This window comes from Pseudomonas sp. CFBP 8772 (assembly GCF_014841665.1).
Classification (GTDB): Bacteria; Pseudomonadota; Gammaproteobacteria; order Pseudomonadales; family Pseudomonadaceae; genus Aquipseudomonas; species Aquipseudomonas graminis_B.
In genome coordinates, this window is the sequence record NZ_JACYUI010000001.1 from 1 (window position 1) to 25856 (window position 25856).

Here is a 25856-nt window from a genome sequence, read left to right on the forward strand (position 1 = left end):
GTAGGGCGGACGTCCGTTGCCCTTGGGAATAGCTTTATCGAACCCCAGAACCCTGAGATCCAGGCGCGAAACATAGGCATCAATGACTCGGACAAGATGGTCTTCGGGAATGACTTCGTCGATGGAAACCGGAAACAGGCTGGTCTGGTTGCGCGATTCGCCCTGGATGTACGCCATAAGAAAATGCCCCGCATCTTTCGATGCGGGGCATTTTCTTAGATCTGAGGCAGGTTGGCTAGGTTTTCACACAGTCTGCACAGGGACGCAGAGCGTCCCGGACGGCTTTACCGCGCGGAGCGTGGGGAACGATCAGATCAAAAGCTTCCCGGCTAAAGCCGGTCCTACTAAAAGCATGCGCGGTGTCAGTGGGACCGGCGGCGATCCTCGTAAGACCGGCTTTAGCCGGGAAGCCCTTGATCTGCTTTTGATCTTCATACGCAAATAGCCCAGACGGCACCAATCGCGACTTTGGTGCAGGCCGAACGTAGACGACGCGCAGTGGGCCGAGCCGCATGGATGCGGCGAGAGCGCCGTCAGGACATGGATGTCCGTTCGGCGCGGGCCCACGGAGCGTCGTCGAAGTGAGGGAACCCGACGAAGTCGGGCCAAACCGAGAGCAGGCACCCTTGGTTACTTGGGGTGCTTTTCCAAGTAACTCGCCGAAGGCGAAACAGTCTGCCCCTAGGCAGACGCCTTAGATCTTGACCTGGCGTGGGCTTAAGGGGGACTGATTTATTTACAACGCTGCACCGTAAATTAATCCCGCATTGAGTGCCTAACTGGCAGGTTCATTTCTGTAAAGCGCAATGCAGTAAATCAATTGCGCCTTTTTTCGCTCATCTAACGCTTTGAGCACCATCACTGCTTGCTCCTGGCTAAGCTCTGTTATGCCCGGGGGTACGTCTGATTTTGTCGTCCAGCCCATCGCGGCAAGCACGTTTGTTTCGAGTGCTTGCGGTACCACCTTCTCGTACTGAAGCGAGTTGTCCGGGTCCGGCTCAGGGTAAAAGCCCTGTATCAGCATGAATGCCATATGAGGTGACTTCACCAATCATTTAAGTTATCCAGAGGGTGGTTGGCCCCGTGCTGTGCTCACGCTACGACGCCTATCAGGAGCTTCAGATCGGTCGGAAGTTGGCGTCCCGTGATTGAAGACAGCATTGTGACCTGCTCGTTTGTCAGCGGCCAGTCACCTTCCGCCATCGCGTTTAGGCTTGCATGGCCGAGCCGCGCTACGATTTCGTCATTCAACGACGGATCTATCTTCATTTCAAATTTCAGCGAGTCGTCTTCGGTGCTGTCGAGCAAAAATCCAAATATATAGAGGAACATAGAACTCTCACTTTTCAATTTTACGGCCGGGCTTGGCCGGCTTGGTTCGCTCGCCGGTCTGAGGATCAAACTCCCCCAGGTGCTTGCCTTGTTTGTCATACATTTCGACAGTCCCGTGCTGACTATCCCACTCAAATATTCGGCCTTTGGGATCTTTCCAGCGTCGTCGCTTCGCTCCACCACCCTGGACCATTGTTTTACTGTCTGCTTTTTTGGCGTCTGGAAAGCCTGGGAGGTCCAGCGGAGGCGGATGATACCCATGATCCCCATTAAACGGCCGCGCATAGACCACATACATCGACCTCAGCCCCGAGTCAGCGGGGAAGACGAGGATGCAGTCTTCAGCAGTGATGTCGTCGCCTGGGAGTCCTTCGAGCTGGCTGTCGGTGTCGTCGGGGATCGGGTGGACGAGGATGGTGCCTAAGCGCGCGTCGCTGTTTTCAGGGTAGACCAGCGGTTCCAGCGTCCCGTGTCGGCCCCGGCGGGGCGTCATGAGGATGGTGATGCCGTCGAGATGGGCTTCCATCGCGCTTTTGTCGGCGTTCCAGCGGGCTTGCACGGTGCGGACCGAGTCGTCGCCGGATGCTTTGGAATGGATGCCGTAGATCTGCAACTCGCCTTCTGCATCACGACGCAGCTGGAAGCGCACCCGCGTTGTCGCCTGGGTCAGTTTGCGCAATTCGTCGTCGGTGTACAGCGTGCCGTCACCCATCTTCGCCGGGAGCATGCCGACGATGAACAAACTCGCCGGGCCGCCTGCGCCGCGAAGCAGCCACGTGTGGCTGCGTTGCATGATGCCGCCGCCGGCCATGCGGCCCAATCCCATGTCTGCGCCGAGTACGGCGGCAATAGCGTCGGAGGCGGAGGGCAGGAGCATGGCGCCCGCCATCATGATCGCGCCGAAGTTGGAGGCGGGCTCTATCTCAGTGCCGGCGTCAGTGCTGCACCATTCCCCGGTACAGGATTTGGCGAAGACGTTGTCGGTGCGCTCCTTCGGGGCCGGCCAGCGCTCTGGCATCGGAGTGGGCACCCGCACGGGTTCGGGAGGCGAGTTCCATGCGGCCCACGACGCACCTCCGTTGGGAAGCCCTTTGAAAATCGAGTCGTCCCCAAAGGGATCTTTTTTGTCGCCCTTGAACATGACCTTGTTGATGCCTGCCAATTTGAGGCGGCGGAGGATGCGGTCGGGTCGACGGGGGTCAACGGCGTGGGGGTTACGGGATGTTGCGGGGCGGACAGTTTCCGCTGTGAGTGGTGCTAGCTTTCCCAGAGAAGGTGTCGTGTTGAACATCACATAATTGTTGGCGACTGGAATGGCGTCTTCCCGGCTAAAGCCGTTCCCACTAAAAGCATGCGCTGTGTCAGTGGGACCGGCTTTAGCCGGGAAGACGTCAGGTGCCACACTAACGGACCGGGGACAGATTAATTTACGGTGAAGCGTTGTAAATAAATCAGTCCCCTATAAGCGTGAGTGGGACCGGCGGCGATCCCTGTAGGACCGGCTTTAGCCGGGAAGCCCTTGATCTGCTTTTGATCTGCTTTTGATCTGCTTTTGATCTTCATACGCAAATAGCCCAGACGACACCAATCGCGACTTTGGTGCAGGCCGAACGTAGACGACGCGCAGTGGGCCGAGCCGCATGGATGCGGCGAGAGCGCCGTTGCGGACATGGATGTCCGTTCGGCGCGGGCCCACGGAGCGTCGTCGGAGTGAGGGAACCCGACGAAGTCGGGCCTAACCAGGAGCAAGCACCCTTGGTTACTTGGGGTGCTTTTCCAAGTAACTCGCCGAAGGCGAAACGGTCTGCCCCCAGGCAGACGCCTTTGATCTGGCGTTACCACGCGGAGCGTGGGAACGATCTGCGAAGCTCAATAGCCCCGATTTCGATCAATCTCACCGACCATCCGCTCCCCACGCTCAAACCGCCGAATGTTCTCCAGCAACACCCCAAACGCACTCGCCGGCTGCGTCATCGCCGCCACATGCGGCGTTAACACCACCTGCGGATGCTCCCAAAACGGATGATCAGCCGCCGCCGGCTCCACCTGCAACACATCCAGCACAGCGCCCCCCAACTGCACACTCTCCAGCGCCTCCAGCAAATCCTCCTCAACAAGATGCCCGCCGCGCCCCATATTGATCAGCCCTGCGCCCCGTGGCAGCAACGCAAACAGGTTCCGGTCCAGAATCCCCTCCGTCTGCTCCGTCAACGGCAGTACGCACAGCAAAATATCGCACTGCCCCAGAAACGCCGACAACTGCGCCTGACCCGCAAAACAGTCCACCCCCTCAACCTCATGAACACTGCGCGCCCAGCCCGACAAGGCAAACCCGAACGGCGCCAGCGTCGCCAGAATCTGCTGCGCCTGCGTGCCCAACCCCATCACCCCCACGCGCCGCTTCTCCGCCGGTTGCAACAGATGGGCCTGCCAACAGCGTGCCGCCTGCTGCTCGCGATACCGCAGCATATCCCGATGCAGACTCAACACCGCCCACGTCGCGTATTCACACATCCCCCGCGTGATGCCCGGATCCAGCAGCCGTACCACCGGCAGATCCGCCGGCAAGCGCGACAGATCCAGCTGATCAACCCCGGCCGACAGCGCGAACAGCACCTTCAGATTCGGCAGCAGCTGCGTCAGATCATCCGGCGCCTGCCAGGCCGCCAGGTACTCGACCTCTTCGGGATTGCCGATGTCCGGCCAGGCGCGCCATTCGATGTCCGGTGCATGTTCGGCGAAGAGTCTCTGCCAGTGTGGCGCGCGCGCGGGGTCGGCTTTGTAGAGCAAGGCCATGGGCTTCTCCTGCTAAAGGGAGGCTGAAGGGAAGGGGTAGGGAGCTAGCCCACATCATCCTCCAAGCCCGGCGCAGGATCTGTTGAAAGGCGGGGCCAAAACAGTCGATCCGAATTTCTCACGGGCCAAGTTCGGCTAAGTGCGTTGCCCGCACGCCGTAACCTGATCAGCATCGCAACCGCCTCCGGGTTGCCCGACTCACGATGGGAAATGCCATGAATAGCAAAGTCGACGAAACCCCTCATTTGCTCCGTCAGCGCGAGCAATTCGTGCCCCGTGGTCTGGTCACTGCGCACCCGCTGGTGATCGACCGCGCCCAGGGCACCGAATTGTGGGACGTGGACGGCAAGCGCTACCTGGATTTCGTCGGCGGCATCGGTGTGCTCAACATCGGCCATAACCACCCGAAAGTGGTCGCCGCCGTGCAGGCGCAACTGCAGAAAGTCTCCCACGCCTGCTTTCAGGTGGCGGCCTACACGCCTTACCTCGACCTGGCGCAGCGCCTCTGTGAAATGATCGGCGGAAAGGAAGCCTACAAGGCCGCGTTTTTCACCTCCGGCGCTGAAGCGGTGGAAAACGCCGTGAAGATAGCCCGTGCCCACACCAACCGCTCGGCGGTTATCGCCTTTCGAGGGGGCTTCCACGGGCGCACTTTGCTCGGCACCACGCTCACCGGCATGAGCCAACCGTACAAACAGAACTTCGGACCGTTTGCGCCGGAGGTGTTCCATACGCCGTACCCGAACGCGTATCGCGGCGTTAGCAGTGTTGACGCAATCACCGCGCTGAACGAATTGCTCGCCACACAGGTGGCACCGGACCGCGTCGCCGCAATCCTCATTGAACCGGTGCAGGGCGACGGCGGTTTCCTCACCGCGCCGCCGGAGTTTCTCCAGGCCCTGCGCGCCTTGGCCGACAAGCACGGCATCGTGTTGATCCTCGACGAAATCCAGACCGGCTTTGGCCGTACCGGCACCTGGTTCGGCTACCAGCACGCTGGCATCCAGCCTGATCTGGTCACCGTCGCCAAGAGCCTCGCCGGTGGCTTGCCGTTGTCCGGCGTGGTCGGCAAGGCGCACATCATGGACGCGCCGCTGCCCGGCGGCCTCGGCGGCACCTACGGCGGCAACGCCCTGGCGTGCGCGGCGGGGCTGGCGGTGATCGATGCGTTTGAGGAAGAACACCTGCTGGCGCGCAGCCAACTCCTGGGCGAACGCCTGCGCCGGGGCCTGATCGGTCTGCAGGCGCGTTACCCGCGCATCGGCGACGTGCGCGGCACCGGTTTCATGCTGGCGATCGAACTGATCAAGGATGACGCGGCGCGTACCCCGGATGCCGACCTCAACTCACGGGTGATCGACGAAGCCCGCGCCGGTGGCTTGCTGGTCATCAAATGCGGCGTTTACCGCAACGTGCTGCGCTTCCTCGCGCCGTTGGTGACGACAGAAGCCCAGGTCGACGAAGCCGTGCAGATCCTCGACGCCGCCTTGGCACGGGTCTTGAACTCGAATGTGAAGTGACGCTTTGCCCGCAACGGGCCAGATGCATCCAGGAGGTTCGATCCACATGGGGCTGACAGAATTGGGGCTGACTGAATACAGAGCGTTGCTGATCGATTGCGATGAAGTGCTGGTGGATCGCGATTCCGGCGTCTGGGCCGCGCTGCAACCGCTGCTCGACAGCCGCGGCGGGCAACCGGCCAGGGACGAAGTGCTGGCCGAATTCAACGCGGTCGTCGCCACCCTGTATCCGCGCTTCGCCGAGCTGGGCTTCAGCGGCATGCTGTGTTTCGCCCATCGCCAACTGGCGGAAAAGTGGGGCCTGCACGCCAGTTGGGAGGAGGGCATGAGCTTCGCCCGTTCGGCGGGCAACTGGTCGCTGTTCGAAGACGCGCCCGGGGCGATGCTGTACCTGCGCAAATTCTATCGATTGCTGGTGCGCGGCGACCGCGATGCCGAGGATCGCGGCGTGCTCTGTGAACGGCTGGGAATTGCACCGGAAGATTTCATTTCCCTGGCCGAAGGTCCGCAATGGCTCACGGATCAGGGTGATCAGGTGCAACCGGTCCTGCACGTAACCCGGCCATCGGTCGACCCTTACGCCGCGTTGGACCGCTGCCTGATCGGCCGCCACCGGGCACGTCAGCCTTCCCCCTGCGCGGCGGAGTACTGCATCAACAGCATGGCCGACCTGGTGGCGCAGCATCAGCTGTCTTTACGGCGCTGATTTTGCTAGAAGATTGTCTTACAACGGCAGTCAAGAGGTACGTGATGGAAGGGCTCGTGAAACTGGATCGGATCGACATCAGCATCCTGGTCGAACTGCAAAAGGACGGCCGGATGACCAATGTCAGCCTCGCCGATGCCGTCGGCCTGTCCGCCAGCCCGTGCCTGCAACGGGTCAAGCGGCTGGAATCGGCGGGTTATATCTCCAGCTACAAAGCGCATCTGAACCTGGCCAAGATCACCGACTCGGTCACCGTCTTCACCGAAATCACCCTTAGCGACCACAAGCGCGAAGACTTCGCCAAGTTCGAATCCAACATCCGCCTGGTCGACGAAGTTCTCGAATGCCACCTGATCAGCGGCGGGTACGACTACCTGGTGCGCTTCATGACCCGCAGCATCCAGCACTACCAGGAAGTGGTGGAAAGCCTGCTCGACAAAAACATCGGGATTTCGAAGTACTTCAGCTACATCGTCATCAAGTCGCCGGTGCTGAAGGATGGGGTGCCGTTGCGCAAGTTGTTGCGTCACTAATAAAACAGACCTTCAACCGTTTTGTAGGCAATTTCCCAACGCCAACGTTTAGCTTTCACGCAAATCCTTCAGAACCGCCCGGCAGAGATTTCCTTCGCGGCGCTTCATCCTTTCGCTCCTTGTCCAGCGGCGTGCGGCGCTGGACAAAATTCCCAATAAGAAGAATGCGGAGTGGGTGATGAAGGGCAGTAATACGCTGTTGTGGCTGGGGCTGGCTGCGTTCGCAACCGAGGCGTTGGCCGAGTCGCAGACAACCCGCGAGGAGCAGTTTCAGTTGGGGGCGGTTGGGGTGAGCCTGGGTGTCGGTCTGCTGAATGGTCAGGCGCGGGAAAAGGTGTACGACGCTGACAACGGTCGCAAGCTCAGCCAGTTGAACTGGAGCATGAAGCAGGTGCCGACGCTGCATCTGGGCTTGAAGTACCAGCCGGTGAACTGGCTATCCTTCGATCTGAACGGCTGGACGCGGGTGGCGAAGGGTGACGGGCATCTGAAGGATTATGATTGGGATGACGAGAACGCCGGCTGGAGTGACTACTCCGATCACCCGGACACTCAGGTCAGCAAAGCCTGGCAGGCCGATTTCGCCGCCACCGCCTGGGCGCTCAAGCGTGATGCTCTCGCCCTCGGCGTGATGCTCGGTTATCAGCGCAGCCAGTTCGGCTGGCAGGCGAGAGGCGGGCGGTATACCTACTCTTCAGAGGATGGGTTTCGGGATGAGTCGGGTGAATTCCCGGCGGGGGAGAAAGGCAGTTCCTATCAGCAGACCTACGACACGCCTTACCTGGGGCTGGTCGGTCTCTACCAGTTCCGCAACTGGACGCTGGAAGGCAAGTTCAAATACAGCCAGTGGGTCCGGGCGCGAGATCACGACCGCCATCATGTCAGCGGCGTCACCTATGACGGCGATTATGGCAACAACGGCCGTATGCAAAGCCTCGCGGTTGCGCTCAGTTACCGCGTGAGTCCGCAGCTTTCGTTACGGGCGGGTGTGGATCATCAGGTATACGCCGAGGCGAAAGGCAGCACGCTGATCAAGGACACTCACAGCGGCGATCGCTTCCGTATCGCGGGCGACGCGGGGAGTCAGTCCGCCAGGACGACGATGTCCACCCTGGCGCTCACCTACGCCTTCTGAGCCATGCCCCACACCGTGCTGGCGCCGAGATCCCCGGCACGGTTTACGCCTGAATTGAGGGGCCACGGCTCAGCTACGCCACGCGCAGTAGGTGAGCTCAATCAGTCCCAGTGATAACGCGCCAATCAGGGCTCCGTGGCTTAACAAAAGATAACGTCATGTCGATTGTCATACGTTTCCAAAGCTGACTAGGATGGGCTCGCTTCGGTAAGCCAGCGTCGCGTGCAGGCTAGAGCGCCCGCGCGGTTCAAATGGCCTCCAGAAGAACCTAATAAAAATAAAGGAAGGGGTAGCTCCATGCGTGAGCCCGTCATTCGGCGCACTCGGTTTGCGGTCATTCGGGGCCATTCCAGCGCCCGGACGCTTTTCAAGAGCCTGCCTCTCCATGCGGCTCTGTCGCTCCTTATCTCTCCGATCTTCTGCGGCGCAGCCCTGGCCGCTGATGGCACGCCCGCCAATGGCACGCCCGCCAATGGCATGCCCGCTGACAGCACGCCCGTTGAAGCCCCTGCTAGCGCTGGCGATTCCGCCGTCTATGCCCTCGAATCCGCAAAAGCCTCCCGCAGTCTGCTGCTGGACGTGACCCATGCCGGCAAGCGCATGGTGGCGGTGGGGGATCGCGGCCACATTCTCTATTCCGACGACCAGGGCAAAACCTGGACCCAGGCCAAAGTGCCGACGCGCCAGATGCTCACGGCGGTGTATTTCGTCGATGAGCAACACGGCTGGGCGGTGGGCCACGATGCGCAGATCCTCGCCAGCAGCGATGCCGGCGCCACCTGGACCAAACAGTTCGAAGACCTCAAACGCGAAGCACCGCTGCTGGATGTCTGGTTCAAGGACCTCACCATCGGGATTGCCGTCGGTGCTTATGGTGCGGTGCTGGAAACCACCGACGGCGGCCAGCACTGGGAAGACATCGGCGACCGGCTGGACAACGAGGACCAGTTTCACCTCAACGGCATTGCGTACGTGAAGGACGCGGGCCTGTTCGTGGTCGGTGAACAGGGCAGCATGTTTCGGTCCCCGGACGATGGCCAGACCTGGGAGAAACTTGAAGGCCCTTACCAGGGCTCGTTGTTCGGCGCGGTAGGCACTGCTGAATCCAACACGCTCCTGGTTTACGGCCTGCGCGGCAATCTGTTTCGTTCGACCGATTTTGGTACCACGTGGGAGCCCGTCCCGCTGCAGGGTGAGCGCGGCCCGCTGGAGTTCAGCATCGCCAATGCCTCGCTGATGCCCGACCACTCCATTGTGCTGGTGGGCAACGGCGGCAGCGTCATGCGCAGTACGGACGATGGCCAAAGCTTCACGGTTGCCAATCGCCCGGACCGGCTTTCCTTGTCGGGGGTAGCAGAGGACGACAAAGGCAATCTGGTTCTGGTGGGACAGGGCGGCGTTCGCGTCACCTCGCCAACGGGCGCTGACAGCGCTCAACAATAAGAACAAGCAGGCGAGGACACGTCTCCATGAGCAACCTTCAACACCCTCACGACAGGCCGACGCGCCTGGAACAGCTGATTTTCAACAACCGCAAGACGGTGATCGGCATCTGCCTGCTGGTCAGCATCTTCCTGTTCTGGCAAGCGACGCTGGTGCGCCCGTCCACCAGCTTCGAAAAAATGATCCCGCTGGGGCATCCGTTCGTTCAGAACATGATGGAACACCGCAACGACCTCGCGAACCTGGGCAACACCGTGCGTATCTCGGTGGAGGCCAAGCAGGGCGACATCTTCTCCAGGGACTACATGGAGACTCTGCGGCAGATCAACGACGAGGTCTTCTACATTTCCGGCGTCGACCGCTCCGGGCTCAAGTCGTTGTGGAGCCCCAGCGTGCGCTGGACCGAGGTGACGGAGGAGGGCTTTGCCGGCGGCGAGGTCATTCCGCAGAGCTACGACGGTTCGCAACAGAGCCTCGACAAGCTGCGCAATAACGTCCTCAAGTCCGGGCAGGTCGGGCGACTGGTCTCCAACAACTTCAAGTCGAGCATCGTCGATGTGCCGCTGCAGGAGTTCTACCCGGACCCCAACGACCAGAGCAAACTGCTGCCGCTGGATTACCGTCAGTTCTCCCACCAGCTCGAAGAGAAGATTCGCGACAAGTACGAAGCACAGAACCCCAACGTCGAGATTCACATCGTCGGTTTCGCCAAGAAGGTCGGCGACCTGATCGACGGGCTGATCATGGTGGTGATGTTCTTCGGCATCGCCTTCCTGATCACCCTGGTCCTGCTGATGTGGTTCACCCGCTGCGCCCGCAGCACCATCGCGGTGTTGAGCACCACGTTGATCGCGGTGATCTGGCAGCTGGGCCTGATGCATGTAGTGGGTTTCGGGCTTGATCCCTACTCGATGCTGGTGCCCTTTCTGATCTTCGCCATCGGTATTTCCCACGGCGTGCAGAAGATCAACGGCATCGCCCTGCAATCCAGCGATGCCGACAGTGCGCTTACCGCAGCACGCCGGACCTTTCGCCAATTGTTCCTGCCGGGGATGATCGCCATTCTTGCCGACGCTGTCGGCTTCATCACGTTGCTGATCATCGACATCGGCGTGATCCGCGAGCTGGCCATCGGCGCGTCCATCGGCGTGGCGGTGATCGTGTTCACCAACTTGATCCTCCTGCCGGTGGCGATTTCCTACGTTGGCATCAGCAAAAAAGCGGTGGTGCGCAGTAAAGAGGATGCCGTGCGTGAGCACCCGTTCTGGCGTCTGCTGTCGAACTTCGCCGCGCCAAAAGTCGCCCGCGTGTCAGTGACGTTGGCCCTTGTCGCGCTGGTCGGCGGTCTCTGGTACGGCCATAACCTGAAGATCGGCGACCTCGATCAGGGCGCGCCGGAACTGCGGCCAGACTCGCGCTACAACCAGGACAACAGCTTCATCATCAACAATTACTCGACCAGCTCCGACGTGCTGGTGGTGATGGTCAAGACGCCGCCCGAGGGGTGTTCGGCGTATCAGACGCTGTCGGCCATGAACGAGCTGTCGTGGAAGATGGAAAACACGCCGGGGGTGCAATCGGCGATTTCGCTGGTGACTGTGTCCAAACAGGTCATCAAGGGGATGAACGAGGGCAATTTGAAATGGGAGTCGCTGTCGCGCAACAAGGACGTGCTCAACAGCTCAATTTCCCGCGCTGACGGCTTGTACAACAACACCTGTTCCCTGGCCCCGTTGCTGATTTTCCTCAATGACCACAAGGCCGAAACTCTGGACCGGGCCGTGCATGCGGTGCAGGAGTTTGCTCAACAGAACAACAGGGATGGCCTGGAGTTTCTGCTGGCGGCGGGTAACGCCGGGATCGAGGCGGCCACCAACGAGGTCATCAAGCAGGCCGAGCTGACCATTCTGATTCTGGTGTACGTGTGCGTGGCGGTGATGTGCATGATCACCTTCCGTTCATGGGCGGCGACGCTGTGCATCGTCCTGCCGCTGGTGCTGACGTCGGTGCTGGGTAACGCGCTGATGGCGTTCATGGGGATTGGCGTGAAAGTCGCGACCCTGCCGGTGGTGGCGCTCGGGGTGGGGATCGGGGTCGATTACGGGATTTACATTTACAGCCGACTGGAGAGTTTCCTGCGGGCGGGGCTGCCGTTGCAGGAAGCGTATTACCAGACGCTTAAATCCACGGGCAAAGCGGTGTTGTTCACCGGCCTTTGCCTGGCGATCGGGGTATGCACCTGGATCTTCTCGGCCATCAAGTTCCAGGCCGACATGGGCCTGATGCTGACCTTCATGCTGCTGTGGAACATGTTCGGCGCCCTGTGGCTGTTGCCAGCGCTGGCCCGGTTCCTGATCAGACCGGAGAAGATGGCGGGCAAGGTCGGGAACTCGTTGTTTTCCCATTGACCACACCCGGTGCCCTGGTAGGAACGGCTTCTGCCGGGAGGAGGCCGGTATTGCGCACGCAAAATTTGTGGATCGGGGACAGATTAATTTACGGTGAAGCGTTGTAAATAAATCAGTCCCCTTTCAGTGCTAGTAGGACCGGCTTCAGCCGGGAAGAGGTCGGTGTTGTCACCGCAAAATTTACGGTGTGGCGACCGACGCTTTCCCGGCTAAAGCCAGTCCTACCAGAAGCACGCTGTCTTACATCCGCGTTCACTCAGTTATAAACAAAAAAACCACGCCCGGTCTTGCGCCCCAGAAACCCCGCCGCCACCATTTCCTTGAGCAGCGGCGCAGGGCGGTATTTGCTGTCGTTGAAGCCTTCGAGGAACGCCTCAATAATCGCCAGCAAGGTATCCAGCCCGATCAGGTCAGCCAGCGCCAGCGGGCCGATGGGCTGGTTGCAACCCAGGCGCATGCCGTCGTCGATGTCCTGGGCGGTGGCCAGACCTTCCTGCAGCACCAGAATCGCCTCGTTGATCATCGGCACCAGAATCCGGTTCACCACAAACCCAGGCCGGTTGCCGGCAGTGATGGCGGTCTTGTTCAACCGCTCGGCCAGCTTGATCGCCGCGATGTGGGTGGTGTCCGCCGTCTGCAAACCGCGAATGACCTCGATCAGGTTCATCATCGGCACCGGGTTGAAGAAGTGCAGGCCGATGAACCGATCCGGGTGCTCTACGCTGGCCGCCAGTTGCGTGATCGACAGCGACGACGTATTCGACGCAATCACGCACTCGCGGTCGACATGGCTGGCGATCTGCTTGAGCAGGCGCAGCTTCAGCTCCAGATTCTCGGTCGCCGCTTCGATCACCAGCTGCGCGCCGTTCAACTGGCCGTAGTCCGTGGTGACGCTGATGCGTCGTAGGGCCGCTTCGGCGACATCGGCCGCCACCGTCTGTTTGGTCACCTGCCGTTCAAGATTCTTGCGCACGGTCGCCATGCCGCGCTCCAGTGCGGTGTCGGAAATGTCCAGCAGGGTCACGTCGAAACCCGCCACCGCGCACACCTGAGCGATGCCGTTGCCCATGGTGCCGGCGCCGATCACGGCGATGTGTTGCATGCTCATCGACAAGCCTCCTTACACACGTTCGAAGATGACGGCGATGCCCTGACCGCCGCCGATGCACATGGTCACCAAGGCGTAGCGGCCCTGAATCCGGTGCAGCTCGTGGATCGCCTTGGTGGCGATGATGGCGCCCGTGGCGCCCACCGGGTGGCCGAGGGAAATGCCCGAGCCGTTCGGGTTGACCTTGGCCGGATCAAAGCCTAGCTCACGGGCAACGGCGCAGGCCTGGGCGGCGAAGGCTTCGTTGGATTCGATCACGTCCAGATCCGCCACCGTCAGGCCGGCACGCTCCAGCACTTTGCGGCTGGCGGGAATTGGCCCCAGGCCCATCATCGACGGATCAACCCCGGCATGGGCATAGGCCACCAGACGCGCCATCGGCTTGAGACCGTGCTCGCGGACCATGTCGTTATTGGCCATGACCAGCGCCGCTGCGCCATCGTTCAGGCCGGAGGCGTTGCCGGCCGTGACGGTGCCATCCTTCTTAAATGCAGTTTTCATCTTCTCCAGCTGCTCGGCCGTCACGTCGCCGCGCACGTGCTCGTCCTGGGCGAAGGTCACGGTGCCTTTGCGCGTGGCGATCTCGATCGGGACGATCTGGCTTTCGAAACGGCCCTCGGCGATGGCGTGGGCGGCGCGCTGCTGGCTGGTCAGCGCCAGAGCGTCCTGGTCGGCGCGGGTGATGCCGTAATGCTCGGCGATGTTCTCGGCGGTGATGCCCATGTGAATATTGGCGAACGGATCGTGCAACGCGCCGAGCATGTAGTCGTACGCCTGCACGTTACCCATGCGCGCACCCCAACGGGCCTGGGGCATGATGTAGGCGCCCCGGCTCATGGATTCGGCGCCACCGGCCAGCACGGCCTGGGCGTCGCCGAGCATCAGCGATTGCGCCGCCGACACGATGGCCTGCAAACCTGAGCCGCACAGGCGATTGACGTTCATGGCGGGGGTTTCTTTGGTCAAGCCCGCTTCCAGGGCGATGACGCGGGAAAGATAGGCGTCGCGCACTTCAGTCGGGATCACGTGGCCCATGACCACATGGCCGATGTGTTCCGGTGCGATCCCCGATTTGGCCAGTGCGGCGCGGCTGACCTGAGTGCCCAGTTCAATGGGCGAGACCTCCTTGAGGGAGCCGCCGAATCCACCGATGGCGGTACGCAGTGCGCTGACGACGAAAACTTCGGGTGTGCTCATGGGGACTCCTGACAGGTATTGGAATTATGGGGCAGCACCGCAAAAACGGCGTTTCGGCCGGTGCTGACTGCGGGCAAGTCTAGATCGGCGTTCGGGACGGGCCCATGCCGAAACTGTCCAGATGGGCTGGCGTTCTTTACCATCAGCGCCTGATCCGTGGTGCACCATTCAAAAAGGGAAAGGCGGTCATGCGGGAAAAGGATTCAGTGTCGATCTACTTCGTCCAGTTGATCGTCCACGGGCTGCGCGACCAGCCGCTGCGCTTGCAGTCCGTGTTGCAAGCAGCAGACATCGACATGGCACTGCTCGACCACCCCACGGCGCGGGTGTCGGCCAGTGCGTTCGCGGCGTTGTGGCTCATTCAGATCAAGGAACTGGGCGACGAGTTTTTCGGCCTCGATTCCCACGGCATGCCCCTGGGCAGCTTCGCCCTGATCTGCCGGGGGCTGATTCAGGAACCGACTCTGGAGAAGGCCCTGCGCCAGTGCCTGAGCAATTTCGGTCTTTTCCTGCGCGACTTTCGCGGCAGCCTCATCGTTCGCGGCGCGCGCGCCGTGCTCGCGGTGGACACCAGCACGGAGGACCCGGTCCGGCAGCGCTTCGGTGAAGAGACATTTCTGCTGCTGATGATCAGCCTGTTGTGCTGGCTCGGCGGGCGCCGCATCAGCATCGACCGCGCGCAGTTTCGCCAGCGCCGTGAGCGCCTCAGCGACGACTCGCTGCTGTGGGGTTTCAACCTGAGCTTTGGCGAGCCGCGCACCGAGATCGAATTTTCCAGCCACTATCTGCGTCTGCCGGTGGTGCAGTCATTGCCGTCGCTGAAATCATTTTTGCGCACCGCGCCGCAGTGGCTGGTCATTCGCTATCGCAACCAGCGCGGGCTCGCGGCACAGGTCTATCAGCGCCTGCGCAACAGCCATTACGGGCACTGGCCGACGCTGCTGGAAATGGCCGATGAGCTGAAACTCAGCGCCACCACCTTCCGCCGTCGACTGGAGCGTGAGGGCTGTGCGTTTCAAGGGATCAAGGACGACGTCCGCCGCGGCATCGCCCAGCAGAAGCTGCGCGACACCGAACTGAGCGTGGTGGAGATCGCATCCTTGGTGGGGTTTCAGGAGCCCAGCGCGTTTCACCGGGCGTTCAAGAAATGGACGGGGGAAAGTCCGGGCGGCTACCGCAAAAAGCACACCGCCAATCACCCATGACTGAGGACTGATGAGGCGCCTTTGGTCTCAGGGCAACCACGCCTCGCGCCAGGCCTGAACAGCCTCTTCGTCGAACATCCAGTCGCGAAGCACTTGTTTGCGTAAATCGTCGCCCAGCAGCGCCGCGCTGGCCAGATCCATCGTGTGGGCGCGAATCAGGTTCACCCAGGCCTCCAGCGTGTTGGGCACCCGCGTCACCGACAAATCCCCCGCGTAGGCGCGAACGTCGCTGCAGATCACCGGCACACCGCAGGCGCCGAGTTGCAGCAGGGTGATGTTGTTCTTGCAGGCGCCAAACAGGTTATCCACGGCGGGAAGCAGGGCCAGGTCGAGGTTCAGTCCGGCGACGGCTGTGGCGTAATGCTCGGCGGGCGGCCGGTCATGGGATTCATGGGCATGGCCGCGCAGCACGCCCTGGTCATCGCCCAGCACGATCCACTCCACCTCTTCTGCCAGGGCCTCGACCACGGCAAGGATCATATGCAGATCCTGTGGCTGCCAGTGATCACTGACCAGACCGACCCTCGGCTTGCCACCCACTCCACGGCGCGAGACGAGGTTGCCCCAGATCTGCGGCGACAGGCGCGAAGGCAGCAATCGAACGTCCGCGTGAAACTCCCCGGCGATATCAGCGAGCACTTGGGTCGAAGCGATTACGCGATGGGCCTGATGGAGGCTCTTCTGCAGCAGGTCAACGCACTCGGCATCGAAGGCGAACGGGTCTTCGCCCGGCGTCCGGGAACCCAGTTGCAGGTCATTGATGTCGAGCACGACGAAGGCATCCGGCAGCAGCTGGGCGCGGGCGATGGTTTGCAGGTGGTCGGCGTCGAGCCGGGCCTGAAACACCACGACATTCGGCTTGAGCCGTCCTTCCTGAGGAATCGACAGCGGCTGGCTGCTGAGCATGCCGTCCACCCATCCGGTGGCGTGCAGCGTCTCGAACGGCGCGATCACCCGTTCGTGGGGCGAGGCCCAAAGGCCTTCAGGGTAGGCCAGCACCACCGGGTCGCGGCGCCAGGCCATCGGCCGCCAGACCAGCGGCATGTTGAGTTCGAGCTCGACCGATTGCAGGTCGAACGACAGATTGGTGTTGAAGGCGGGGTCGTTCGCCAGGGTCGGTAGCCATTTGCGGTACATCGCCAGTTGCTCGCCGACAAAGCGCTTGCGCTTGGCCTGCTGCGTGGCGGTGTCGACGTGGGTCTGGCTGACGCTGCCTTCGTGGATCAGCACCGAATGGGGCGTCCAGACATTCAGGTAGCCGAGGGCGCCCACTTTCATGCACAGATCGACGTCGTTGTAGGACACGACGAAGGCTTCTTCATCCAGCCCGCCGACCTCCTCGTAGATCGAGCGGCGGACCATCAGGCACGCCGCCGTCACCGCGCTCAAATCCTGATCCACCTGCACGCGCTGCATGTAGCCCTGAATGTGACCGGGCTCACCGATGTGCTGATGACCGGCCGGCCCGTCCATGCCCAAGCGCACGCCGGCATGCTGCATGCGTCCGTTGGGGAACAGCAGCTTGGCGCCGACCACGCCCACTTCCGGACGCAGCGCATGATTGAGCAATTCATCGAGCCAACGGCTGTGGACAATGGCCGTGTCGTTGTTCAGCAGCACCAGGTACTCGCCCCTGGCCTGGGCCGCGGCGACGTTATTGATGCGCGAATAGTTGAACGGGTGCGGGTAGCGCAGCACGCGCACCTGCGCCGAGCCCAGGGCGTCGATGCGCGCCAGCCATTCGAGGGCTTCGGGGGTTTCGCTGTTGTTGTCGACGATCAGCAGTTCGTAATTCAGGTAGCGGGTGATGTGCAGCAGGGTTTCGACGCAACGCTGCAAAAACGGCAGCTGATCCTTGGTCGGGACGATGATCGACACCAACGGTCGATCGGTGTGGCCGTACTGCACGTGGTAGCGGCGGGGCAGGGTGTGTTCGATGGTCGCCTGGGGGTAGCCGCGCACCTGCAGATGGCGCTGCAGCGTCGCGATTTCGTCGGGATTGTCCACCGCTTCCGGCAGGTCACAGACCAGCAGGGGTTCGCTGATGTGGATGAACTGCCCGGCGCCTTCACGCTCGTATAAACGCAGAATCAGGTCGAACTCCGCGGCATCGGCGAAGCCTTCATCGAACCCGCCTAGCTCCAGCAGCGTCTCCCGTCGGAACAGCCAATGACCCGCCGTCAGCAGCGGGTAGCTCAGCAGGTAGTCGAGGTTGAAGTCCGGGCGCATGGCCGAACTCAGACCACCCCGAGGCCGCCGGTGCATTTCGTCGGCGAAAGCAGCGCGGGCGTCCGGGGATTCGAGCAGCTTCAGCGCGCTGGCAGTCAGGCCGAATGGCGTGAATTGGGTGCCGGCGTCGATCACGATCAGCCAGTCGAAACGCTGGGTTTCAATCACTTGGTTGAGCAGTGCGGTGGTGTTCCGGCCGCCGATGGCCACCGTGTTCAATCGAACTCCGAGGGCGAGGGTCGGGAGCACAGTCGCGTCCGTCAACACCACCACGTTCATGGCCGCGTGCAGGGCGCTGTGGGAAGCGAGGCTGTCGAGGCTGCGCTGAACCTTCTCCGGGGCGTCGCCAAAATCCTTGATCACCACCAACAGCGAAGGCGCGCCGACGTCGGCCAGGTGCCGGTCGATCTGCGTTTGCTGTTCGGGCGTCGGGACGCGATGACCGAGCCAGGCCTCGACCTGTTGCGGGTTGAGCCGTTGCGGCAACGGCGCAGACAACTGCGCGAGCAGATTGAAATCGGTAAAGCCCTGGGTCGCCGACAACGGGCGGGCGCCGACCCAGCCGTTGTCCAGCGAGGTGCTGGCCCACCCGGCTTCACGGATCAGCCGGTGAAACGCGGGCAGATGATCGCTGTCCGTGCCAACAATTTCGATGCCCTGCTGGGTCAACTGCTGCGGCGCGATGCGCGTGCCCGTCAGCGTGGCGGGCAGCATGATCAATTCGGCGTCGTGCAATAAGGTGGCGTACAGCGCCAGATTGCCCAGCGGACCCACGGACTCGCCGTTGAGGGCGAACAGGTCGGCGCCCAACGCCAGCAGGTCGTCGCGGCGACACAGCACGCTGCTCAACTCACCGATGAAATGGCAGGTGAACTCCCCCAGCAGCCCGACGATGTCAGGCCCGTTGAATACCGTGGGCTCGCTGACGCGAAAACGGGTCGCCAGATTCTCTTGCAGCGCCGCGCCCTCGGCGTTCAACCATTGGCGGTGCGCCGCCACCAGTGAGGCCTGAGGATTGACCTCCAGCGCCGCGACCATCTGCTGAATGCAGTCCGGCGCCAGCACGGCGTCACCGGCCATGAACTTGATGTACCGCCCGCAAGCGTCGGCAACGGCGCGGTTGAAACAGGCGTCAGCGCCCAGTGGAGATTCGTTGCGCAGGTAGCGAATCGGCCACTGGCACGACGCCCGGTACAGATCCGTCACGGTTTCTGCCAGACCGTCGGTGGCGTCGTCGCAGATCACGATTTCAATGGCATCGTGGGTCTGCCCGATCACGCTGCTCAGCGCGGTTTCAAAAAACTCGGTGCGGCAGACGGCGATGACGACGCTAACCAGTCGTTGAGAATCCATGGGGGTATCCGGTAGTTAAAAAACGTGCCTCGAACATCGGCGCATTGACAGGAGAACGGGGGGCGCAAGCGACCCGTCATGAAAATGACGCCTCGGGCATGAACATCCGGTGAAGCAATATCCCGGCCAACGGATGGGCATCAGGTTTCGCCGTAAAACTCGAAGTTACTGGCCAATTAGTGGCCCTGTGGGGGTGGCCAGTTGTGCTCGCGTGATAGGTCTTGAGGCCTGATGGAAAGCGTGCTTGAGTAGATTAATGATCGTCGGATTCATGCCGATACTCGAAAGACAGGCGTCTTTGCTTAACGCCGGTTATCTTCCAATCACTGCCCCAGGCAGACAGCGGGACTTATCATGGCGACACCTTCGAAATTCGATAACGACACGTTCCAGCTGGCCCGTGATCACCTGCAGCACTTCGTCAAGAAGACCGCCGAGTTGCTCCATGAACAGACCGGACGTTTATTGGAAGTCGGCCCCCAGGAACGTTCGCTGGTCAGGGAAAGCTTCACCCAGTTTGCCGTTGATACCTTCGACATCGTTGACACTTATGGCCCGACCCTTGTTGGCGATATAACCCGCAAGAACGAATTCATTGCCGACAGCGCCTATGACTGCGTCGTCTGTATGGAAGTCATCGAGCACACGCTGAACCCGTTCGACACCATCAAGGAAATTCGCCGCATCCTCAAACACGAGGGTTATTTGCTGATTTCCGCACCGCTGAACTGGCGCATCCATGGCCCGAGCCCGGACTGCTGGCGCATCACCGAACATGGCTGGAATGCGTTGCTACGCGATTTCGATATCGTCGAGATCGATATCCTTGAATCCCCGGACCGTGAACTGTTCCCGATTCGGTATAACGTCCTTGCCCGTTGCAACAAGTTCAAGGAAACCAAAGACAGCGAACTGACGTTCCGCTTCATATGAACAGCGCCGTGCACAACAGCGTGAAATCCCTCGACGCGCTGATTCCCCGGCTCTCGTCCGAGGCATTCGACGTTGACGTGTTTCGCAAGACGGGCGTTTTTGTGGTGCGTAATGCCGTGCCCCGGGACGTGGTTGATGCATGGCAGAACGAGTGGAAACGTTTTTACAGGGAGGTGCTGGAAAAGGGGCGGGACGTCAATCGCGCCAACCCGGTATCGCTCAACGAACAATTGCCTGAAGGCCTCGCGCATATGTACCGCGAGCCGGTTTTTGCCTCGACGCTCAAACCGCTCATGGGCGAGCACATCGCGTTGTATAACCATCGCTTTGTCATCAAAGACGCGCTGAGTGCCAACAAAGTGTTCCTGCACCAGGACAGTTGTTATCACGCTGGCAATAGCAACAAGTGCAGCGTTTTTGTGGCAATCAGTGCGGTGAACAAAGACAACGGCGGCATGACTTTTCATGTGGGCTCCCATGCCTTGGGCTCGCTCGGCGATGCCGGTGAAATCAATCCAGCGAGTTTCGATGTGCAGTGGCCGACCGTCACCCCCGAACTGGCGCCGGGCGATTTCGTGATCATGGACAGTCGCCTGTGGCATGAGTCGGGACCGAACATTTCAGGGGTTGATCGCATCTTGGCCGACATGATTATTCAGCCGGCCGACGACCCTACCGGGCAAGAACTCATCTGCGGCGAATGGCAGACCGATGTCTTTTTTTCGCCGAAGGACATCACCCGCCACTTCGTTAACTCGCGCATTCTGAAAATCGTTAACTACGAGAAAGAACTGGCGCAGTTGAAGGCCGACGCCGTACACAGGGCGAGCGGTACCACCGAATGACTCAATGCGGCGTACGGTTCGCGCGTTGCCGTGATCAGTCGTTATTGACCCCGAACATTGTTAAAGCTGACGAGGCTTATCGGCCTCTGCGCACCGCGCATTGCTCAGCGCCAGACCCGACTTGAGGAGAGAAAATGGATACCTGTCTCGCGACCCGGACGTACGCCCCTTCAGCGCTGATGCACATTCGGCCCTACCGTGTGCTGAGCATCGAGGACGGCCGGGAAGAAGAGGTCAAATTCTTCATGCCCCCCGCCGACGGCGCAGGCAGCCTGACGGCATTTGAGTCGGTCATGCTGCTCAAGCTGGTCCGCGCCATCAACCCGGACTTCGTCTTCGAGTTCGGCACCTTCGACGGGCGCACCACCCGATTGGTGCTGGAAGACCTGCCGGACAACGGCGACAGCGAGCCACGCATTTACACGCTGGACCTGCCGGACACCGACGGTATCGTGTTCCAGGGCGATGACAAACTGCTTGCCGAAAAGGCCGTGCTGTCGAGCCGCAAGTACAATCAGTCGCCGAAGAAGGCAATGGTTCGGCAGATTCTGCAGGACTCCATGACCTTCGATCCGTCGCCCTACGCGGGCAAGTTCGACTTCATCTTCGTCGATGCCAACCACGAGTATGAGTACGTCAAGCGCGACACCGAAAATTCGCTGAAGATGCTGGGCGGCGACAGCAGTTGCATCGTCTGGCACGACTACGGTAACCCACAATTCCCGGAGCTGACTCGCTACCTGGAAGAGCTGGCTGGCAGTCTGGAGCTGTACCACATCGAAGGCACGATGCTGGTGTTTCACATGCGTGGCGCGACAATCGGTGACGAAAGAACTGCAGAGTAATGACGGTGGGCGCTGATCCAGCGCGGGCCACAATAGTGGCCTGCAAAGACGGCATTTCGCCGCTGGAGATAGACGGGGTGTACCGGCGTCTTCGCGAGCAAGCTCGCTCCCACAATTGATCGCAGAACGCCTGACCTACGTCGTTGGCCGCAGTCAATCCAGATACAACGGCCTGGTCGCATCTCAAGCGCGCCGTTTTTTTGTCTCGCCTGAATTCCGCGTTTTTACTCACATGGCCTGCAGCCCTTGTATTCAGGGCTCCGCCACCTGCTTTTCGGGTTCTGGTTCGGAACTTGCTTCAGTCCCACCACGCATCGGCGAAGGCGTCCGATCAAGTTCTGTGGAGTGGCGAGAGATGGTAGAGCAAGCAGTGGCACTGGAAGAGCAAGTCGTCGCGCTGATCGAAGAAGCGATGGAAGCCGATGAGGGCACCCTCAAGGTTGACCAGCCGCTGGACTGGGATTCGATTGCCCTGGTCACCTTCATGGCCCTGGTCGACGAGCGCCTGGAGAAAACCATTTCGGCTTCGCGCCTGAACAAGTGCGAAACCGTCCGGGACGTCATTACGCTCGTTTCGGAATAACCCCCGGTATCCGAATCCTGCGCTTCCAGGCGTAAGCGTTTCATCATCCGGGCAGCCATGCGGCCCTCGGTGTGGCGCTCTGAAGCGTGTCCCCCGTTTTCTGGACAGACTCATGACGTGCACAGCCTCACAACGGATCGCGCCGGACCTGGTGAAAGCCTACTGGCATCCGCTTTGCCTGAAGTCGCAAGTGGCCGACGACAAGGATTTTGTGCGCTTCAACGTGCTGGATTTCGAAGTCGTGGTGTTCAACGATGCGGGCAATCTGATCGCCTTCGACAACCGCTGCCCCCACCGAGGGACGCGGTTTTTCACCGAAGACGCCGGCCAGCAGCGGATCCTGTGTCCCTACCACGGCTGGAACTACGCCGCCGGACAGCTGCGCATCCCGGACGCCAAGCGTTTTGTCGGCTGTGACATCGGCAGCGCCAGCCTGAATTTCTTCAAGTTGGCGACCTGCGGCGAGCTGGTGTTTTTTGCCATCGAGCCCCGGGCGTCGCTGCTTGACCAGTTGGGTCAGCACATCTTCACGCTGCTTGAGCAGACAACGCCGAATTTGAACAAGCCTGCGGACTTCAATCGCTACGTTTTCGAAGCCGACTGGCCAATTTCCCTGGAAAACGCCCTCGAGCCGTACCACATCCCCCTCGTGCACCGGGACACCCTGGCGACCCTGAAACTGGGCATCGGCGAGAATGTGTTCTACGGCGAGAACTCCATCTGGTACGCCCCGGTAGAGAATGAAAAAGTCGCCCGACGGCTGCAAAGCCTGTCGCGCTTTTTCGCCCCTCGGGACTTCTACGCTGGGTACGTGAGCCTTTTTCTGTATCCGTTTTCGATGCTGTCCTCGACCTACGGTTATTCGTGGTCGATGCAGAATTTCTTTCCTTCTGGCCAACCCGACCGGACCTGGTTCACCAGCCAGCTGTACCCGCTGCGGGCCGCGTCCGAGCGATACGACGAGATCGTGTCCACGTTCATGACCTCCACGGCCGACAACAACCGGACCGTGTTTGAAGAAGATCACACTATCTGCAAGAGAATTCCTGGCGACACCTGGTCCTGGCATGCCCCGCGTTATTACAGCTCGCTGGAAGCCAAGCTTCTGCATTTTCGGGCGTCCTGCGCGGAGTGGGCACGACAGGCCGGTGCCGCTACAACGGTTGGCGAGGAACGGGTATGAGTAGCGTCACGGGCAGTAACGCTGACGCAGTGCGCAGCATTGCCAACGTCAAAATCAGGGGCATCGCCTGCGCGCTGCCCAAGGCCGTGGCAGATGTCGCTGACCTGGCCGGGCGCTTCGGCGACGAGAGCATCGCCAAGATCATGGCCAGCACCGGCATCGAACGCCGGCATGTGGTGCAGGACCAGTGCACCTCGGACCTGTGTGTCGAGGCGGCCGAGCGTCTGTTGGCTGATATGGGCATCGACAAGTCGTCCATCGACACGCTGATCTTCATCACCCAGACCCCGGACTACGTGCTCCCGGCCACCGCCTGCACCTTGCAGCGGCGCCTTGGATTGCCGGTGACCACCGCAGCGCTCGACGTGAACATGGGGTGTTCGGGTTACGTCTACGGGCTGTGGATGGCCTCGGCGATGATCGCCGGTGGCGGCAGCCGACGGGTGTTGCTATTGGTCGGCGACACCATCAGCAAACTGGTGGCGCCGGGTGATCGCTCGGTGGCCGCGCTGTTTGGCGATGCCGGTTCCGCCACGTTGCTCGACCACGACAGTACTGTTGCGGGCGTACCGTTCGTGCTCGGCACCGACGGCCGTGGCGAGAAGAACCTCATCGTCCCCGGCGGCGGGTTTCGTGACCGCAAGGGGGCCGATGGCTCCACCCGTGAAGACAACGTGCGCGGGCCGTTCGACCTGTACATGAACGGCACCGAGATCTTCGCCTTCACCCTGGCCCGCGTGCCGGGGCTGGTGCGTACGCTGGAACAACACGCCGAGGAGCAGCAACGCCCCATCGACAACTATGTGTTCCACCAAGCCAACCGCTTCATGCTGGAGCACCTGGCGAAGAAGACTAAATTGCCGGCGGAAAAGGTCGTGCTCAATCTGCAGAACGTCGGCAACACCAGCAGCGCGTCGATTCCCCTGGCGTTGAGTCTCAGCGCCAACGCGGCCACGGCCGACAGCGGATCGACCCTGCACGGCCAGCACCTGCTCGCCGGTTTCGGCGTGGGGTATTCGTGGGCCGGGTGCGTCGTCGATCTCGACAACACGTGGATCAGCCCGCTGACCCTGGTCGGCACAGACAGTAGCGAGGCGTAAGTGCAGAGCAATCCTTTCTCACTGGACGGCATGTCCATCCTGGTCACGGGCGCGTCCTCCGGGATCGGCCGTGAAGTCGCCATCTGGCTGAGCCGGCAGGGCGCGCGCATCGTCGCCGTGGCCCGTGACACTCAGCGCCTGGAGGAAACCCTCAGCCAGCTGCACGGCGAAGGTCACTCGGTCGAGGTGTTCGATTTTCTGGGTGGCGGCGATGTTTCCGCCTGGCTGAAAGGCCTGTCCCGCAATGGCTCGCCGTTCGACGGTCTGGTGCATGCCGCGGGCGTGCAATTACCGTTGCCGATTCGGGCCATGGGCCTGGACCACTGGGAAACCATCTTTGCCACCAACGTCACGTCCGGGTTTTCCCTGATCAAGGCGTTCCGGCAAAAAGGCGTGTGCCGCAACCCGTCGAGCATCGTCATGCTGTCCTCGGTCATGGCTCAGGTCGCTCAACCCGCGTTGATCGGTTACTGCGCGAGCAAGGGCGCGGTCGAATCCATGGTCCGCGCCGCCGCCCTTGAGCTGGCGCGGGAAGGCATCCGCGTCAACGCCATCGCACCTGGCGTGATCAAGACCGAAATGGCGCAGAAGCTCGAAGGCCTGGTCGGCGAAGACGCCATGGCCGCCATCGAACGCAAACATCCGCTGGGGCTCGGTCATCCGCTGGACGTGGCCTACGCCGTCAATTATCTGCTGTCACCGGCCGCGCGCTGGGTCACGGGTACTTCGCTGGTTGTCGATGGAGGTTACCTGGTCGAATGAACACCACAAAACTCCTTATCGTTGGCGCAGGCGGTCTGGGCCGGGAGGTCCATTCCTGGCTCAAGGACTGGGTCGAGCACAACCCGGATTACGTCATCGGCGGCTTCATCGATGATGGCAGCCTGTCCCTCAATCGCTTCAGTCATTACGCCGACATTATCTCGACCATCGACGCCTACGAACCGGCCGACGATGAGCTGCTGCTCTGCGCCATCGGCAAGCCCGCTGACAAGAAATACGTGGTGGAAAAGCTGCTGTCCAAGGGCGCGGCGTTTTTCACGCTGATTCACCCCACGGCGATCGTCGGCGAGAACGTGACCATCGGGCGGGGCGTGCTGGTGTGCCCGTTTTCAGTGTTGTCGGTGGACCTGGTCGTTGGCGATTTCGTCACGATCAACTCGCTGTGTACCGTCGGCCATGACACCGTCATCGGCCAGTTCTCGACCCTCAGCGGGCACTGTGATCTGACCGGCGGCGCGGTGCTGGAAGACGAAGTGTTCCTCGGTTCGCGCGCCTCCGTGCTGCCCAAGGTGCGCGTCGGCAAAGGGGCTGTGGTCGGCGCCGGCAGCGTGGTGCTGCGGGCGGTCAAACCCGGCAGCGTGGTTTTCGGTGTGCCGGCCAAGTGCATCTCAGGATAAAA

The 25856-nt window shown here is 61.3% G+C and carries 22 protein-coding genes and 1 pseudogene; 15 read left to right on the top strand and 8 right to left on the bottom strand.

From position 1 onward, the window contains the following. The 5 genes and pseudogenes from IFT99_RS00005 to IFT99_RS00025 all read right to left on the bottom strand — a co-directional run. A pseudogene (locus tag IFT99_RS00005) lies at positions 1-177 on the bottom strand (IS5/IS1182 family transposase); the annotation flags it as partial. Between the two features lie 598 nt (positions 178-775). Further along, entirely contained in the window at positions 776-1033 is a 258-nt protein-coding gene (locus tag IFT99_RS00010; protein WP_192129995.1) for a pyocin S6 family toxin immunity protein, read from the bottom strand. Between the two features lie 59 nt (positions 1034-1092). Continuing rightward, on the bottom strand, positions 1093-1332 hold the full coding sequence (locus tag IFT99_RS00015) for a pyocin S6 family toxin immunity protein (RefSeq protein ID WP_065987231.1): 240 nt from the start codon (positions 1330-1332) through the stop codon (positions 1093-1095). Between the two features lie 7 nt (positions 1333-1339). Continuing rightward, positions 1340-2473, bottom strand: a complete 1134-nt coding sequence (locus tag IFT99_RS00020; protein WP_192129996.1) for a colicin E3/pyocin S6 family cytotoxin — start codon at positions 2471-2473, stop codon at positions 1340-1342. 728 nt (positions 2474-3201) lie between these two features. Then, positions 3202-4128 carry a 2-hydroxyacid dehydrogenase gene (locus IFT99_RS00025; protein WP_192129997.1) on the bottom strand — a complete coding sequence of 309 codons (927 nt, stop codon included), beginning with the start codon at positions 4126-4128 and terminating at the stop codon, positions 3202-3204. Between the two features lie 215 nt (positions 4129-4343). Between IFT99_RS00025 and gabT the strand changes: the two genes are divergently transcribed. The 6 genes from gabT to IFT99_RS00055 all read left to right on the top strand — a co-directional run bounded on the left by gabT (position 4344) and on the right by IFT99_RS00055 (position 11873). Beyond that, positions 4344-5648, top strand: coding sequence for a 4-aminobutyrate--2-oxoglutarate transaminase (gene gabT / locus IFT99_RS00030; RefSeq protein ID WP_192129998.1), 1305 nt, complete (start codon positions 4344-4346; stop codon positions 5646-5648). A gap of 61 nt (positions 5649-5709) precedes the next feature. Further along, positions 5710-6354 (top strand): 2-haloalkanoic acid dehalogenase, encoded by a 645-nt coding sequence (locus IFT99_RS00035; RefSeq protein WP_192130485.1) that lies wholly within the window; start codon positions 5710-5712, stop codon positions 6352-6354. Positions 6355-6398: 44 nt separating this feature from the next. After that, entirely contained in the window at positions 6399-6887 is a 489-nt protein-coding gene (locus tag IFT99_RS00040; protein WP_003174918.1) for an Lrp/AsnC family transcriptional regulator, read from the top strand. A 178-nt stretch (positions 6888-7065) separates the two neighbouring features. Next, complete coding sequence (locus IFT99_RS00045) at positions 7066-8022, top strand: omptin family outer membrane protease (protein WP_192129999.1); 957 nt, start codon at positions 7066-7068, stop codon at positions 8020-8022. Between the two features lie 297 nt (positions 8023-8319). Further along, the gene (locus IFT99_RS00050; RefSeq protein WP_192130000.1) at positions 8320-9465 is read left to right on the top strand and encodes a YCF48-related protein; all 1146 of its coding nucleotides are present in this window, start codon (positions 8320-8322) and stop codon (positions 9463-9465) included. Positions 9466-9491: 26 nt separating this feature from the next. Then, on the top strand, positions 9492-11873 hold the full coding sequence (locus tag IFT99_RS00055; protein WP_192130001.1) for an efflux RND transporter permease subunit: 2382 nt from the start codon (positions 9492-9494) through the stop codon (positions 11871-11873). Positions 11874-12129: 256 nt separating this feature from the next. Here IFT99_RS00055 and IFT99_RS00060 read toward each other — a convergent pair whose 3' ends face one another. Both IFT99_RS00060 and IFT99_RS00065 read right to left on the bottom strand, forming a co-directional pair. Continuing rightward, positions 12130-12981 carry a 3-hydroxybutyryl-CoA dehydrogenase gene (locus IFT99_RS00060; RefSeq protein WP_192130002.1) on the bottom strand — a complete coding sequence of 284 codons (852 nt, stop codon included), beginning with the start codon at positions 12979-12981 and terminating at the stop codon, positions 12130-12132. A gap of 12 nt (positions 12982-12993) precedes the next feature. Beyond that, positions 12994-14178 (bottom strand): acetyl-CoA C-acyltransferase family protein, encoded by a 1185-nt coding sequence (locus IFT99_RS00065; RefSeq protein WP_192130003.1) that lies wholly within the window; start codon positions 14176-14178, stop codon positions 12994-12996. Between the two features lie 188 nt (positions 14179-14366). Here IFT99_RS00065 and IFT99_RS00070 point away from each other — a divergent pair, with 188 nt between their 5' ends. Continuing rightward, complete coding sequence (locus IFT99_RS00070; protein WP_192130004.1) at positions 14367-15383, top strand: AraC family transcriptional regulator; 1017 nt, start codon at positions 14367-14369, stop codon at positions 15381-15383. Positions 15384-15410: 27 nt separating this feature from the next. Here IFT99_RS00070 and IFT99_RS00075 read toward each other — a convergent pair whose 3' ends face one another. After that, positions 15411-18965 (bottom strand): glycosyltransferase, encoded by a 3555-nt coding sequence (locus tag IFT99_RS00075; protein WP_192130005.1) that lies wholly within the window; start codon positions 18963-18965, stop codon positions 15411-15413. Between the two features lie 354 nt (positions 18966-19319). Here IFT99_RS00075 and IFT99_RS00080 point away from each other — a divergent pair, with 354 nt between their 5' ends. The 8 genes from IFT99_RS00080 to IFT99_RS00115 all read left to right on the top strand — a co-directional run bounded on the left by IFT99_RS00080 (position 19320) and on the right by IFT99_RS00115 (position 25854). After that, complete coding sequence (locus IFT99_RS00080; RefSeq protein ID WP_192130006.1) at positions 19320-19898, top strand: class I SAM-dependent methyltransferase; 579 nt, start codon at positions 19320-19322, stop codon at positions 19896-19898. Next, positions 19844-20743: a phytanoyl-CoA dioxygenase family protein gene (locus IFT99_RS00085; RefSeq protein WP_197985810.1), complete on the top strand. Its 900-nt coding sequence runs from the start codon at positions 19844-19846 to the stop codon at positions 20741-20743. Before IFT99_RS00080 ends, IFT99_RS00085 begins: the two co-directional genes overlap by 55 nt. 134 nt (positions 20744-20877) lie before the next feature. Continuing rightward, complete coding sequence (locus IFT99_RS00090) at positions 20878-21588, top strand: class I SAM-dependent methyltransferase (RefSeq protein ID WP_192130007.1); 711 nt, start codon at positions 20878-20880, stop codon at positions 21586-21588. 355 nt (positions 21589-21943) lie between these two features. Continuing rightward, positions 21944-22171, top strand: a complete 228-nt coding sequence (locus IFT99_RS00095) for an acyl carrier protein (RefSeq protein ID WP_237254702.1) — start codon at positions 21944-21946, stop codon at positions 22169-22171. Positions 22172-22283: 112 nt separating this feature from the next. Next, positions 22284-23354 carry an aromatic ring-hydroxylating oxygenase subunit alpha gene (locus IFT99_RS00100; RefSeq protein ID WP_192130008.1) on the top strand — a complete coding sequence of 357 codons (1071 nt, stop codon included), beginning with the start codon at positions 22284-22286 and terminating at the stop codon, positions 23352-23354. Continuing rightward, complete coding sequence (locus IFT99_RS00105) at positions 23351-24454, top strand: 3-oxoacyl-ACP synthase III family protein (protein ID WP_192130009.1); 1104 nt, start codon at positions 23351-23353, stop codon at positions 24452-24454. Before IFT99_RS00100 ends, IFT99_RS00105 begins: the two co-directional genes overlap by 4 nt. Further along, positions 24455-25216, top strand: a complete 762-nt coding sequence (locus IFT99_RS00110) for an SDR family oxidoreductase (RefSeq protein WP_192130010.1) — start codon at positions 24455-24457, stop codon at positions 25214-25216. It abuts the gene before it with no gap. Beyond that, positions 25213-25854: an acetyltransferase gene (locus tag IFT99_RS00115; protein ID WP_192130011.1), complete on the top strand. Its 642-nt coding sequence runs from the start codon at positions 25213-25215 to the stop codon at positions 25852-25854. Before IFT99_RS00110 ends, IFT99_RS00115 begins: the two co-directional genes overlap by 4 nt. Positions 25855-25856: the final 2 nt, after the last annotated feature.